The sequence below is a fragment of the Lentzea sp. NPDC036949 genome, from assembly GCF_055608075.1.
Map to the genome: position 1 here is coordinate 38,293 of NZ_JBVJRA010000025.1, position 15,615 is coordinate 53,907.

The window sequence follows — 15,615 nt, forward strand, 5'->3', positions numbered from 1 at the left end:
GGTGTCTCCTCACAGTTCCTGGTTGGCGCCGTCTTCGAGGGCGAGTCGTTCGAGCTCGAGCAGGATCTTCTCCTCGACCAGCCCCGCCAGGTCGGCGACCGTGCGGGCGGTGAGGACGTCGTGCGGGGTCAGCGGTACGTCGAAGGCCGCGCGGCACCGGGACGTGACGAGCAGGCTGCGCATCGAGTCGCCGCCGAGTGCGAAGAAGTCGTCCTCGGCGCCGACGCGCTCCACGCCCAGCACCTCGGCCCAGATGCCGGCCATGACCTCCTCGGTCTCCGTCCTGGGCGCCACGTACGGCGCGGCGGACGCGGTGGCCGACGGTTCCGGCAACGCGGCCCGGTCGACCTTCCCGTTGGTGCTCAGCGGAAGCGCGTCGAGCACCATGAACACCGAGGGCACCATGTAGTCGGGCAGGGTCCGTCCCGCGAACGCGGCCAGCTTCGCGGGTTCCAGTGCCCGAGCGGGGTCGGCGGGCACCAGGTAGGCCACGAGCTGCTTGCCGCCGAGGGAGTCCTCGCGGACCACCACGACCAGCCCGCCCACGCCGGGGTGCCGGCCCAGGACCGCTTCGACCTCGCCGAGCTCGATGCGGAACCCGCGCAGCTTCACCTGGTCGTCGGCGCGGCCGGCGAACTCCAGCACGCCGCCGGGCAGCCACCGCACGACGTCGCCGGTGCGGTACATCCGCTCCCCCGGCGCACCGAACGGGCAGGCGACGAACCGGGACGCGGTCAGGCCCGGCCGGTCGAGGTAGCCGCGGGCCAGGCCGGCCCCGGCGAGGTACAGCTCGCCGGGCACGCCGACCGGAACGGGCCGCAGCCGCTCGTCCAGCACGTAGGTGGCCATGCCGTCGAGCGCGGAGCCGATGGGCACGGTGTCCGGCACGTCGTCCTGGCCGGTCATCCGGTGGGAGGTGGCGAACGTCGTGGTCTCGGTGGGTCCGTAGCCGTCGACCACCACCAGTCCGGGGCAGGCCGCCATGACCCGGCGGACCGCGGCGGCGGGCACGACGTCACCGCCGGTCCACACCTCGCTCACGCCGGCCAGGCAGTCCGGCGAGTCCTGCGCCAGCACCCGGAACAGGCCCGCGGTCAGCCACAGCGCCGTCACGCCGTGCGCGGTGATCTGCTCGCGCAGCGCGGCCGCGTCCAGGTCCTCCGGCGGCGCGACGACCATCCGGCCGCCGCGCAGCAGCGGCACCCACAGCTCGTAGGTGGAGGCGTCGAACGCCAGCGGTGAGTGCACCAGCACGGTCCGGTGGGCCGGGCCGTCGAACCGGGAGTCGAGCGCGAGCGCCACGACGTCCCGGTGCCGCACCGCCACACCCTTCGGCGTGCCGGTGGAGCCGGAGGTGAACTCCACGTAGGCGAGGCCGTCGGGGTGTCCGGCCACGGCGGGCCGTTCGGCTGACGTCTCACCGCCGGGGACGACGACGTGCCCGTCGAACGGGACGGTGTCGGAGTCGGTGATCAGCACCCGGCTCCCGGCCTGGTCGAGCACGAGCTCCTGGCGTTCGACCGGCGCCCGGCTGTCCAGCGGCAGGTAGGCGCCGCCCGCCTTGAGCACGGCGAGCACCGCGACCACCACGTCGGCCGATCTGCGCAGCAGCAGCCCGACGCGTTCCTCCGGCTGCACACCGAGCGAGATCAGCCGCTGTGCCAACGCGTTCGCGCGGGCGTCCAGCTCGGCGTAGGTGAGCGACGTGCCGCCCGCGACCACCGCGGTCGCGTCCGGGGCCCGGTCCGCCTGGGCGGCGAACAGCTCGGCCACGGTCGCGTCCGGGACGCTGCTCCGCACGCGCTCCGGGAGGACGAGCCGGCGTTCGGCGTCGTCGAGGAGGTCGACCTCGCCCAGCGCGCGGCCGGGGTCGGCGGTCAGACCGCGCAGCACCGCGGTCAGGTGACCGGCGATGCGCTCGACCGTGGCGAGGTCGAACAGGTCGGGGTCGTAGCTGAGCCGGAACTCCAGCTCCGCGCCGGGCCGGACGCCCAGGCTGAGCGGGAAGTTGGTCGTCTCGACCGCGTCCAGGTCGCGCAGCACGACCCCGTGGGCCGCGGCCTCGTCGATCGGGTAGTTCTCGAACACCACGATGCTGGCGAACAGGTCGACGCCGCCCGGCACGTCGCTCCAGGCCTGGAGGTCGGCGAGCGCCACGTGCTCGAACCGCCGCGCCTCCGCCTGGTCGGCCTGCAAGCGCCGCAGCCACGCCGCGACCGGTTCGTCCGGCACGACCTCCGTGCGCACCGGCAGGGTGTTGATGAACATGCCCGTGATGGCGTCCGCGCCGGGCAGGTCGGCCGGGCGGCCGGAGACCGTGGAGCCGAAGCACACGTCGTCCTGGCCGCTGTAGCGCGCCAGCAGCAGCGCCCAGGCGCCCTGCACGACGGCGTTGAGCGTCAACCCGTTGCGCTGGGCGAACTCGCGCAGCTCGCCACCGGGCAGGGTGACCGTGGTCCAGGCGGCGGTCCGGGTGGCGTGACCCGGTGCGGCGGGGCGGTCGAGCGGCAACGGGGTGGGTGCGGCGAACCCGCCGAGCACCCGCCGCCAGTGCTCCTCCGCCTCGGTCGCGTCCTGTGCGGCGAGCCAGCGCAGGTAGTCGCCGAACGGCCGGCGGGCCGGCAGGTCCGGCTCGCGACCGGCGGTGAACGCCGCGTAGCAGGTGAAGACGTCGGTCAGCACCTGGAACGTGCTCCACCCGTCGAGCAGCACGTGGTGGAACGTCCAGCCGACCCGCACGGAGGTGGCGGACTCGCGCGTCAGCTCCAGCCGCAGCAGCGGCGCGGTGCCGAGGTCGAGCTCGCCGCCGGTCCCGTCGTTGATCGGCACGTCGACCGTGCGGCAGACCACCTGCACGGGCCGATCGACGCCCTCCCACACGACGCGGCTGCGCAGGACCGGGGTCCGTGCGACGACCTCGCGCCACGCACGGGCCAGCGCCTCGACGTCCGTGACGCCGTCGAGGACGAACGAGATCCGTTCGGTGTACAGGCCTTCGTGGCCGTGGGACAGGCTGTGGAACACCATGCCCGCCTGCATCGGCGTCAGCGGGTAGACGTCCTCGACGGCGCGGCCGTCGCCGACGATCCGGTCCACCGCGGGCTGGTCGAGGCCCGCCAGCGGGAAGTCCGACGGTGTCCGGCCGCCCGCTCCCGGCCGGGCGCAGTGCGCGACGATCTCCCGCAGCGCCACCGCCATCGCCTCGGCCAGCACGCGCACGGTCGGCTCGTCGTGGACCTCGTCGCTGTAGTACCAGGTGAGCTGCAACCGCTTGTCCTGCACCGCGCCGACGACGTCGAGCAGGTGGTGGCGGGGCGTGTCCGGTGCGGCGTCGGCGCTGATCCCACCGGCCGTGCGCACCGCCGTGCCCGCCACGCCGTCGAACTGCCCGAGGTAGTTGAACGCCACCGCCGGCTGCACCCCGCCGTACCGCGCGCCGAAGCCGATGCCGCGGCGGGGCACCGCGCGCAGCCGTTCCTTGGTGGCCTTGAGCACCGCGCCCCAGTCCCCCGCCGGCACGTCGAGCGCCACCGGGAACACCGCGGTGAACCAGCCGACCGTGCGGGACAGGTCGACGCCGTCGAGGAAGTCGCCGTCGCGGCCGTGGCCCTCCAGGTCCACGAGCACCCGGTCGCGGCCGGTCCACCCGGCCAGCACCCGTCCCAACGCGCTCAGCAGCACGTCGTTGACCTGCGTGCGGTACGCGGCGGGCACGTCCTGCAACAGGGCCCTGGTCTCCTGGGCGTTCAGCTCGACGGTGACGCCCCGCACGGAACCGGTCGTGCCGGTGCCGGTGCGGTCCACGGGCACGCCCGGGTCACCGGTGACGCCGGCCCAGTGCCCGGCCTCGTCGTCGAACCCGCCGGCCGCGGTGTGCTCGGCCAGCCGCAGCGCCCAGTCGCGGAACGACGTGGTCCGCGCCGGGAGGAGGACCCGTTCACCGCGCACGGCCTGGAGGTAGGCGGTCTCCAGGTCCTCCAGCAGCACCCGCCACGACACGCCGTCCACGACGAGGTGGTGCGCGGTGAGCCGGACCCGGTGCGACGTGAGCGGCGTGGCCCGCAGCAGCGGTCCGCGTCCCAGGTCGAAACCGTCCACCTCGGACAGGACGTCAACGGGTCCGACCGGCGGGTTGTGCTGCTGCCAGCCGGTCGCGGTGTGCTCGAACCGCATCCGCAGGGCGTCGTGGTGCTCGACCAGTGCCGCCAACGCCGTGCGCAACGCCGTGCGGTCGACCTCGTCGGTGAACTCCACCTCGACGACCTGGTCGAAGTGCTCGGGGTGCGGCGGTTCCGCGTCGAGGAACCACCGCTGGATCGGGGTCAGCGGGACGTCGCCGGTCACCGGGCCCCGCGGCACGTCCTGCTGTTCCGCGGCGACCGCGGGCACGGCGGCGGCGAGCGCGGCGACGGTCGGACGGCTGAACAGGTCGCGTGGCGCCAGGGCGTACCCGGCCTGCCGGGCGCGCGACACGACCTGGATGCTGATGATCGAGTCACCGCCCAGCTCGAAGAAGTCGTCCTCGACGCCGACCCGGTCGAGCCCCAGCACCTGCGCCCAGATGCCGGCGAGCACGCGCTCGGTCTCCGTGCGCGGCTCGACGTGCCGGGTGCCGGTCGTCTCCCACTCCGGTGCGGGCAGCGCCTTGCGGTCGAGCTTCCCGTTGCCGGTCAACGGGAGCCGGTCCAGGTGCACGAACGCCGAGGGCACCATGTGCTCGGGCAGCGTCTGCGCGAGGAACCCGCGCAGGTCGGCGCCACGGCCACCGACGACGTACCCGACGATGACCTTGCGCCCGGCGTGCTCGCGGACGTCGGCGACGGCGGCGGTGACGTCGTCGTGGGCTTCGAGCGCGGCCTCGATCTCGCCGAGCTCGATGCGGAAGCCGCGGATCTTGACCTGGTGGTCGGCGCGGCCGAGGTAGTCGAGCCGGCCGTCCTTCCAGCGCGCCAGGTCTCCGGTGCGGTACATGCGGGAGCCGGGCGCGCCGAACGGGTCGGCGACGAACCGGGACGCGGTCAGGCCGGGCCGCTTGAGGTAGCCGCGCGCCAGGCCGGCGCCGGCGACGTGCATCTCGCCGACGACACCGGGCGGGACCGGTCGCAGGTCCTCGTCGAGGACGTACACGCGCAGGTCCGGGATGGGTTCGCCGACGGTGCCGTCTGCGGGCGTCCACGTGACGTGCACGGTGGTCTCGGTGATGCCGTACATGTTGATCAGCTCGCCGGGGCCGTTCCAGGCCGCGAGCTTGCGCACGTCCAGCGCCTCACCGCCGAAGACGACGTAGCGCAGGCTGAGGTCTCGCGGCTGTTCGGCGATGAGCTGGTAGAACGCGGACGGCGTCTGGTTGAGGACCGTGACCCGTTCCCGTGCCAGCAGGTCGGCGAACTCGCGTGGCGAGCGCGACACCTCGTGCGGCACGACGACGAGCCGGCCGCCGTGCAGCAGCGGTCCCCACAGCTCCCAGACGGAGAAGTCGAAGGCGTAGCTGTGGAACAGGGTCCACACGTCGTCGGCGCCGAACCCGAACCAGGCGTCGGTGGCCGAGAACAGCCGGGCCACGTTGGCGTGCGGGACGACGACGCCCTTGGGCTTGCCGGTGGAGCCGGAGGTGTAGATGACGTACGCGGGGTTCTCCGGCCGCAGCACGACGTCCGGTGCGGTCGAGGGCAGCCCGGACAGGTCCGGCAGCTCGGTCAGCACGGTCACCGGCCGGGTGTCCTCGACCATGCCCGCGATCCGGTCCTCCGGGTAGGACGGGTCGATCGGCAGGTAGGCCGCGCCGGACTTGAGCACGCCCAGCACCGCCACGACCAGGTCGGTGGACCGCGGCAGCCGCAGCGCGACGTACTCCTCCGGTCCCGCACCGCGGTCGGCGAGCAGGTGTGCCAGCCGGTTGGCGCGGGCGTCCAGCTCGGCGTAGGTCAGGTGCTCGTCCCCGCAGGTGACCGCGACGGCGTCCGGGGTGCGCGCGGCCTGCTCGGCGAACAACCGCGGCAGCGTCGCCACCGGGTAGTTCCCGCCGGTGGGGTTCCACTCGACCAGCACCTGCTCGCGTTCGGCGTCGTCGAGCAGCCGCAGCTCGCGCAGCGGCCGGTCCTGCTCAGCCAGCAGGTCGTCCAGGAGCAGCCGCAGGTGCCCGCCGAGCCGCTGCACGGTGGCCTCGTCGAACAGGTCGGGGTCGTGGTCGAGCTCGACGACCAGGTGCCGGCCGGGCGAGACCACGACGGTGAGCGCGTAGTTGGTGGGCTCGTGCGCGTAGACGTCGTGCAGCCGCAGGCCGTGCTCGGCCATGGCGTCCTCGTCGAACGGGTAGTTCTCGAACACGAGGATGCTGTCGAACAGGTTCGCGCCGCCGGGCAGGTCGCTCCACCCGCGCAGCCGCGACAGGGGCACGTGCTCGAAGCGCCGCGCCTCCGCCTGGTCGGCCTGCAGCTCGCGCAGCCACGACAGCTGGTCGCGGCCGCGGTCGACGGCGACCCTGGTGGGCACGGTGTTGATGAACATGCCGACCGTCGACTCGACACCGGGCAGGTCGGCGGGCCGGCCGGACACGGTGGTGCCGAACACGACGTCGGACGTGCCGGCGTAGCGGGCCAGCAGCACCGCCCAGGCGCCCTGCACCACGGTGTTCACGGTCAGGCCGTTGCGCTGGGCCGCTTCGCGCAGCCGTTCGGTGCTCTCGGCGCTCAGCTCGAACCGGACGGTGCCACCGGACTGGGCGCGGTGCGCGTCCACGGGGCGGCGGTCGAACGGCAGCGGCGTGGTCTCGGCGAAGCCGTCGAGCACCCTCCGCCAGTACCTCTCGGCCTCGGCGCCGTCCTGGCGGTCCAGCCAGTGCAGGTACTCGCGGAACGGCGGGCGGGCCGTGGCCGGTCCCGCGGTGCCGCGGGTGATGGCCGCGTGGTGCTCGCAGACCTCGGTGAACAGCTGGGCCGCGCTCCACCCGTCGAGCAGGACGTGGTGGAACGTCCACAGCACCAGCACCTCGTCGTGCGCCAGGCGGGCGATCGCGACGCGCATCAGCGGTGCGGCGGTCAGGTCCATCCCGGCTGCGCGGTCGCTCTCCAGCAGCGCGTGCAACTCGGCGTCCTCGTCGAGGCCGGTCCAGTCGAGGTGGGTGACCGGCAGGGTCACCTCGGGCCGCACGCGTTGCAGCGGTTCGGCGAGCCCGTCCCACACGACCTCGCTGCGCAGCACGGCGTTGCGGTCCACGACCCGTTGCCAGGCCTCGGCCAGCGCGTGCGGGTCGGTCACGCCGGTGAGCCGGAAGCGGACCTGGTTGAAGTAGGCGCCGGAGGTGGTGCCGTCGACCAGGCCGTGGAACACCATGCCGGCCTGCATCGGCGTCAGCGGGTAGAGGTCCTCGACGTCGCGGCCGTCACCGGTGAGCCGGTCCACCGCCGCCTGGTCCAGGCGTGCCAGCGGGAAGTCCGAGGGCGTGCGACCGCCGGAACCCGGCCGGGAGCAGTGGACCACGACCTCGCGCAACGCCGTGGCCAGTGCCTCGGCCAGGCGCCGCACGGTCGTCTCGTCGTGCACCTGGTCGCTGAAGTACCAGGTGAGCTCCAGGCAGCCGTGCTCGACCGCGCCGACGACGTCGAGCAGGTGCGGGCGCGGCGCCCGCGGTGCGCCGTCGAGCTCCAGGCTGCCGCGCACGGCGTGCAGCACGCCGCCCTCGACGCCCGTCCAGTCGAGCCGGCCGAGGTAGTTGAAGCTGATCTGCGGGCCACCGGTGCCGGGCTCGTGCAGGGCACCGTGGCCGATGCCCTTGCGCGGCACCGCGCGCAGCTGTTCCTTGACCGACTTGAGGACCGGTCCCCAGTCGCCTTCCGGCACGTCGAGGGCGACCGGGAAGATCGAGGTGAACCAGCCGACCGTGCGGGACAGGTCGACGCCGTCGAGCACGTCCTCGCGGCCGTGGCCCTCCAGGTCCACCGGCACCCGCGAGCGGCCGGTCCAGTCGGCGAGCACCCGGCCGAGTGCACTCAGCAGCACGTCGTTGACCTGCGTGCGGTACGCGCCGGGCACGTCCTGCAGCAACGCCCTGGTGGTGTCGCCGTCGAGCCGCACGGAGACGGCGCGGGTGGACCCGGCGGTGTTGGGGCCGTCGTGGTCGACGGGCAGGGACGGGTCCACCGCCGCGGTCGCGGTCCAGTGGTCGCGTTCGTCGTCGAACCCGCCGTCGGCGGTGTGCCGGGTGAGCCGGTGCGCCCAGTCGCGGAACGACGTCGTCTTGGCGGCCAGCCGGACGGGCTCACCGCGGGCCGCCTGGTCGTAGGCCGTGACGAGGTCTTCGAGCAGCACGCGCCACGACACGCCGTCCACGACGAGGTGGTGGATCGTCAGGCGCAGCACCGACTCGTGCAGCTGGGCGTGCAGCAGCGGCCCGGTCGCGAGGTCGAAACCCGTGCAGGGGCTCGTGGTCAGCAGCTCGGCCGGTTCGGCCGCCGCGTTGTGCTGGCGCCAGCCGGAGTCCGTGCGCTCGAACCGCATCCGCAGCGCGTCGTGGTGCTCCACCAGCGCGGCCAGGGCCGTGCGCAGGGCGTTGACGTCCACATCGGACGCCAGCTCGGCGGTCAGGACCTGGTTGAAGTGCTCGGGGTGGTCGGGGTTCGTGGCGAACAGCCAGCGCTGCACCGGTGTGAGCGGCACGTCTCCCACGACCCGGCCCTGGTCGGTCTCGGCTGGTCCGGCGACGGTCGCCACGGTCGCGAGCGCCGCCACGGTGGGGTGGCGGAACAGGTCGCCGGGGCTCAGCGACAGCCCGGCCTGCCGGGCGCGCGACACCACCTGGATGCTGAGGATGGAGTCGCCGCCCAGCTCGAAGAAGTTGTCGCCGGCGCCGACGCGGTCGACGCCGAGCAGCTGCGCCCAGATCCCGGCCAGCACGGCCTCCGGTCCGTCGGCGGGGGCGACGTGCGCGCCGGTGGCGGTGGCCCACACCGGGTCGGGCAGGGCGTGCCGGTCGACCTTGCCGCTCGCGTTGAGCGGCAACGCCTCCACTACGACGAACGCGGACGGCACGAGGTAGTCGGGCAGCACGCGGCCGAGGAACTCCCGCAACGCCGCCGCTTCGGGTGCGGTGTCCACGGCGGTCAGGTAGGTCACCAGCCGTCTCCGACCGGTGTCGTCGACCCGCACGACCGTCACCGACTGGCCGACCGCCGGGTGCGCGGACAGGGCGGTGTCGACCTCGCCCGGTTCGACGCGGAACCCGCGGATCTTGACCTGGTCGTCGGTGCGGCCGACGAACTCGACGGTGCCGTCGGGCCGCCACCGCACCAGGTCGCCGGTGCGGTACATCCGCTCCCCCGGCGCTCCGAACGGGTCGGCGACGAACCGGTCCGCGGTCAGCCCCGGCCGGCCCGCGTACCCCCGCGCGAGGCCGGAGCCCGCGATGAACAGCTCGCCCGGCACGCCGACCGGGGCGGGCGTCAGGCTCTCGTCGAGCACGCGCAGCCGCATGCCGTCCAGCGGGCGGCCGATCGGCACCACGTCGTCCACGGCGTCGGCGTCGGCCATGCGGTGGGAGGTCGCGAAGGTGGTGGTCTCGGTGGGGCCGTAGCCGTCGACCACGACGATGCCGGGGCAGGCGCGCAGCACCCGGCGGACCGCGGGGGCGGGCACGACGTCGCCGCCGGTCCACACCTCGCGCAGCCCGGCCAGGCAGTCGGGGTCGTCCTGCGCGATGACCCGGAACAGGCCGGCGGTCAGCCAGAGCCCGGTCAGCCCGTGCCCGGTGACGAGGTCGCGCAACCGGTCCGCGTCCAGGTCCTCCGCCGGGGCGACCACGACGGTGCCGCCGGAGAGCAGCGGCACCCACAGCTCGTAGGTGGTGGCGTCGAACGCGGGCGCGGAGTGCAGCAGGACCCGCTCGTGCGCGCCGCCGGTGAACCGCCGGTCGCGGGCGAGGTCGGTGACGTCGCGGTGCCGCACGGCCACGCCCTTGGGCACGCCGGTGGAGCCCGAGGTGTGCATGACGTACGCCAGCTGGTCGGGGTGCACGACCACGTCCGGCGCGGAGGTCGCCCCGTCCTCGTCACCCAGCACGACGACGTGGCCCTCGTGGACCTCCTGCGCGGTGGCCTGCCAGGTCCGGTCGGTGAGCACGACGGCGGCGCCGCTGCCCGCCAGCAGGACGGCCAGGCGTTCGGCGGGTGCCCTGGTGTCGAGCGGGACGTACGCGCCGCCCGCCTTGAGCACGGCCAGCTCGGCGACCACGAGGTCGGCCGAGCGGCCCAGCAGCACCGCGACCGGTTCCTCCGCGCGCAGTCCGTGCCGGAGCAGGTGGTGCGCCAGGCGGTTGGCACGGGCGTCGAGCTCGGCGTAGGTCAGCGTGGTGCCGCCGGCGACGACGGCCTCGGCCTGCGGCGTGCGGCGGACCTGGTCGGCGAACAGGGCCGTGATCGTGGCGGCGGGCCGGTCGACGGCGGTGTCGTTGAACGCGTCGAGGACCTGGTGGCGTTCCTGCCGGTCGAGCAGCGGGAGCTCGCCCAGCGGCCGGCCGGGTTCGGTGGCCACGGCCTCCAGCAGGGTCCTGAGGTGACCGGCCATCCGCTCGATCGTGGTGGCGTCGAACAGGTCGGTGTTGTACTCCAGGGTCAGCTCCAGCGCGCCGTCCCGCGGCCAGAACTCCACCAGCAGCTCGAACCGCGCCCGCGGCCGGGGCAGGTGGTGCTCGGTGACGTCCAGGTCGCCGACCGCCGTGGACCGCACCATCTCCTGCTGCAGCACCACGAGCGCCTGCACGAGCGGGGTGCGGCTCGGGTCGCGGTCGGGCCGCAGCTCGTCGACGAGCCGGTCGAACGGCACCTCGTCGTGGGCGAACGCGTCGCGCACGGTCTCGCGCACGTCGGCCAAGAAACGCTCGAACGGCACAGCCGGGTCCACTGTGGACCGCAGGACGAGGGTGTTGACGAAGAAGCCGACGAGGTCGTCGAGCTCGGGCCGGCCACGTCCGGCGGAGGCGGTGCCGACGGCCACGTCGCGGCGGCCGGTGTAGCGGGCCATCAGCAGCTGCACGGCGGCGGCCAGCGTGGTGAACAGGGTGGTGCCACCGGTGTGACCGACCTCGGTCAGGCGCTGCACCAGCTGTCCCGGCAGGGTTTCGCGGTGCACGGCACCGCGGGTGGTGCGCTGCGCGGGGCGGGGCCGGTCGGTGGGCAGGTCGAGGGGTTCGAGGCCCGCGAGGGCGGTGCGCCAGTGGTCGAGCTGGCCGGTGACGGCCGGGTCCTCGACGCGGCGGCGTTGCCAGGCCGCGAAGTCGCCGTAGCGGACGGGCAGCGGCTTCAGGTCGGGTGTTGTTCTTCGAACCGCGGCCCGGTACAGCTCCAGCAGGTCGTCGACCTGGACCCGGACCGACCAGCCGTCGGTGACGATGTGGTGCTGGTCGAGCAGCAGCACGTGGTCGTCGTCGGCGAGCGTGGCCAGCACGGCGCGCACCACCGGGCCGGTGCTCAGGTCGAACGGCGTGGTCAGCTCCTCCGCGCACAGCCGGTCGAGCGCCTCGTCCCGGTGTGCGGCAGCGGAAAGGTCCTCCACGCGCAGCGGCACCACCGCGGCCGGGGTGATGACCTGCACGCCGCGGCCGTCGACCTCGGCGAAGGTGGTGCGCATGGTCTCGTGCCGTTCGGCCAGGCCGTTCAGCGCGGTCCGCAGGGCGTCGAGGTCGAGCGGGCCGCGCAACCGCAGGGCGACACCGGTGTTGTAGTCGGTGCCCGTCGGGTCGATCTTGTGCTGCAACCACAACCGTTGCTGCGCCGGGGACAGCGGCAGCACGGCGTCGTGCGGCACCGCGGTGATCCGGTCGTCCGCCGCGATGGGCAGGCGGTCGGCGAGCAGGTCGGCCAGACCCGCGACGGTCCGCGCGTCCAGCAGGTCGCCGGTGGACAGCGGCACGTCGAGCGCCGTGCGCAGCCGGGACACGACCCGCAGGGCCTGGATCGAGTCGCCGCCCAGGGACAGGAAGTCGTCCTGCGCGCCGACGCGGCCGGGGTCGACCGCGAGGACCTCTGCCCAGGCCTGCGCGATGGCGCGTTCGGCGGGGGTGCGCGGTGCGACGTGCGCGGTGCGCCGGTCGAAGCCCCAGTCGGGGGCCGGCAGCGCCTTGCGGTCGACCTTCCCGTTGGTGTTGAGCGGAAGGCGGTCCAGTGCCACGAACGCCGACGGCACCATGTAGTCGGGCAGCGTCCGCAGGAGGAAGTCGCGCAGCTCGTCGTCGGACGGTGCGGTGCCGACGACGTAGGCGACCAGGCGCTTCACGCCGTTGTGGTCGAGCTGCGCCTGCACCGCGGCCTGCACGACGCCGGGGTGCTTGGCCAGCACGGCCTCGACCTCCACGGTCTCGACCCGGAAGCCGCGGATCTTGACCTGGTCGTCGACGCGGCCGACGAAGTCGACGGTGCCCTCCGGCGTCCAGCGGACCAGGTCGCCGGTGCGGTACATGCGGTCGCCCGGCGCACCGAACGGGTCGGCGAGGAACCGGTCCGCGGTCAGGCCGGGCCGGTTGAGGTAACCGCGGGCCAGTCCCGTGCCCGCGATGAACAGCTCGCCGGTCGCCCCGTCCGGCACCGGGTCCAGGTCGTCGTCCAGCACGTGCAGGCGCATGCCGTCCAGGGCCGTGCCGATCGGCAGGACGTCGGGCACCGAGCCGAGGTCGGGCAGTGGGTGGCTGGTGGCGAACGTGGTGGTCTCGGTGGGGCCGTAGACGTCCACCACGGTCGTGCCGGGACACGCCTCCAGCACCCGCCGCACCGCCGCCGCGGGCACCACGTCACCGCCGGTCCACACCTCCCGCAGACCCGTCAGGCACGCGGGGTCGTCCTGCGCCAGCACGCGGAACAGGCCGGACGTGACGAAGATCCCGGTGACGCCGTGCTCGCCGATCGCCTTGCGCAGCACCGGTCCGTCCACGTCACCGGGAGGCGCGATGACGGCGGTACCTCCGGAGAGCAGCGGCACCCACAGCTCGTAAGTGGACGCGTCGAACGCCATCGGCGAGTGCACCAGCACGCGATCGTGCGCACCGCCGCTGAACCGCGCGTCACGGGCGAGGTCCACGACGTCGCGGTGCCGTGCCGCCACGCCCTTCGGCACGCCCGTGGAGCCGGAGGTGAACACGACGTACGCGAGGTTGTCCGGGTGGACCTCCGCCAGCCCACCCGTGCCCTCGTGCGCCTCCTCGTCGCCCACGACCAGCACGTGGCCGATGTGCACGCGGTCGGCGACCGCCTTCCACGTGGTGTCGGTGAGCAGCAGCGACGCACCGGCTTCCGCCAGCACGGTCGTCATCCGCTCGTCGGGCGCACGGGCGTCGAGCGGCACGTACGCGCCACCGGCCTTGAGGACGGCGAGCAGTGCCACCACGAGCTCGGCCGACCGCTCCACCAGCACGCCGACCGGCCGCTCCGGCCGCACCCCCAGCGCCGGCAGGCACCGGGCGAGCCGGTCCGACCGCACGTCCAGCTCCGCGTAGGTGTGCTCGCCGTCCTCGGCGACCACCGCCACCGCGGTGGGCGTGCGCCGGACCTGCTCGGTGAACAGGCTGACCACCGTGTCGCGCGACTGGGAGCAGAGCGGTGTGCCGGCGGGCACCGTCTCGTGGAGCGTCATCGCCGTTCAACCTCTTTCGGGCGCGCAGCAGCGCCACGGGTACTGGGGGAAGGGGGTGCGGGGACCTGCGGCGGGGTCAGGCCACGTCGCGGTCGCGGCCTCGCCGGCCGGCGACCCGGCCGCCGATCTGGATGCGGTCGATCCGGCCGCTGCGCGGATCGCGCAGGAAGCGGCCGGGGTGACCGGTCGCGCCGCCGGCGAGCTCGGTCACCGAGAACACGAACCCGTCGTGGACCGCGAGCCGCGCGGCCGGTTCGTCGTCGACGACCAGGTGCAGCTCGTCGCCCTGCACGACGACGGAGAAGGCGGTGTCGCCGTTGACGTACGTGCCGGTGCACTCGCCCGGGATGGACGCGCGCGGTTCGGCGTTGATCGTCGCGGCGCTGTCGGCGAGGTCGATGCCGGCCGCGCGCAGCTCGGGCAGCAGGTCGCGCCAGAGGGCGGCACCCGTCGAGGAGTTCGCGGTCAGCGCGACGACCGTGCCGGACGCGGGGTTGAGCCGCAGGTGGCAGGACGTGCCGTCGGCGGTGCCGTCGTGGCCGAACCAGCCGGCGCCGTGGCTGCGGAACAGGGCGAGCCCCAGCCCCCAGCCGTCGGCCAGGCCGAACGGGTCCGCTCCGGGCACCGGCCTGCGCATCTCGGCGAGGTGCTCGGGCGTGACCAGGCCGGGGTCGATGCCGCCGTGTCGCGGGTCGAGGTGCATCCGCGCGAGCTCGACCAGGTCCGCGGCACTCGCGGTGAGCCCGCCCGCCGGCGCCTCGACCGGCGTCAGCTCCTGCTCGACGGGCCGCACCAGCCGCAGCGCGCGGTTGACGGTGTGCCCGCTGGCGGCCGGGGTGACGTCCTCGGCGCCGGCGATGAACCCGAGCTCCAGGCCGAGCGGCTTGAGCAGCACGGCGCGGAGCGCCTCCGCCCACTCCATGCCGGTGACCGCCTCGATCAGGCGTCCGACCAGGGCGTAGCCGGTGTTGGAGTAGGAGAACCCGGCTCCCGGCGGCTGCACGACGTCCCGCACGGAGGCCGCGAGCGCCGCCCGGTCGTCGGCGGCGATGAGCTCCGACTGCAGGCCGCCGGTGTGGCTCAGCAGGTGGCGGGCGGTGAGGACGTCGGCGTTGGCGCCGAGCGCCTGCCGCAGCTCGGGCAGGTACTCCACGACCGGCTCGTCCAGGTCGACGTCACCGTCGGACACCAGAACCATCAACAGCGTCGCCGTGAATGTCTTGGTGATTGACCCGATGGGCACCTTGCTGTCCCGCCGGACCGCGCAACCCGTACCGTGCCGCTCTTCTCCGAACTCGAATTCAAAGGCCTCACCGCCGCACCGGACCACGAGCTGTGCGCCCGGTACGTCGTTGGCGAGAGCCGCTCGTTCGAGCACCCCGCGTAAGTGGTCCACCATCACCCTTCCGTAGAACTCCGCAAAAAGCTGAATACCGGGCACACATAACCCGTGACAAACCTTGGTACCCGCCGCAACCCCACCTCACACAAATTCCACGCTGTCCCGAATAACATTCGGAATCCATGCACACGATCGACAGCAGGACAGCGTCGAACAACTCCGCAGATCAATGCCTGCGGAGTCCCGAAGTGAGTTCTGCGGTGTACGGCGAACTGTGCGCCGGGCCCTGCCGCAGCGGGCGCCGTTCACCTGGCCGTCGACTCCGGCCGCCCCTGCGGACAACGGCGAGTGATCAGCCGTTCTGTTCGGCCGCCATCTGTTCACGCAGGCTACGGGGCCGCATGTCGGTCCAGACGGTGTCGACGTGGTCCATGCACTCCTGCCGCGACCCCTGCTTGCCCTCGGCACGCCAGCCGTGCGGGACCTCTTTGCCCAAAGGCCACAACGAGTGTTGCTCCTCGTCGTTCACGAGGACCTGGTAGGTGTCGTCGGTCACAACTTTCTCCTTCTTCTGTCGATCGTCAGCAGCGGATGCGGACGTGCCGGAGCCCAGCCGAATCCCGATCATCCGAGGGAACCCGCGCAGAAACCAGCCACGA

General features: G+C 73.6%; 3 protein-coding genes. All 3 read right to left on the reverse strand.

The window, feature by feature from the left end; translation table 11 throughout:
* Positions 1 to 9: 9 nt before the first annotated feature.
* Positions 10 to 13,614, reverse strand: a complete 13,605-nt coding sequence (locus ACZ7CD_RS38180; RefSeq protein WP_470380798.1) for an amino acid adenylation domain-containing protein — start codon at positions 13,612 to 13,614, stop codon at positions 10 to 12.
* A 76-nt stretch (positions 13,615 to 13,690) separates the two neighbouring features.
* Entirely contained in the window at positions 13,691 to 15,013 is a 1,323-nt protein-coding gene (locus ACZ7CD_RS38185) for a serine hydrolase domain-containing protein (RefSeq protein ID WP_470380799.1), read from the reverse strand.
* A 295-nt stretch (positions 15,014 to 15,308) separates the two neighbouring features.
* Positions 15,309 to 15,512 (reverse strand): MbtH family protein, encoded by a 204-nt coding sequence (locus tag ACZ7CD_RS38190; protein ID WP_360400043.1) that lies wholly within the window; start codon positions 15,510 to 15,512, stop codon positions 15,309 to 15,311.
* Between the last annotated feature and the right edge of the window lie 103 nt (positions 15,513 to 15,615).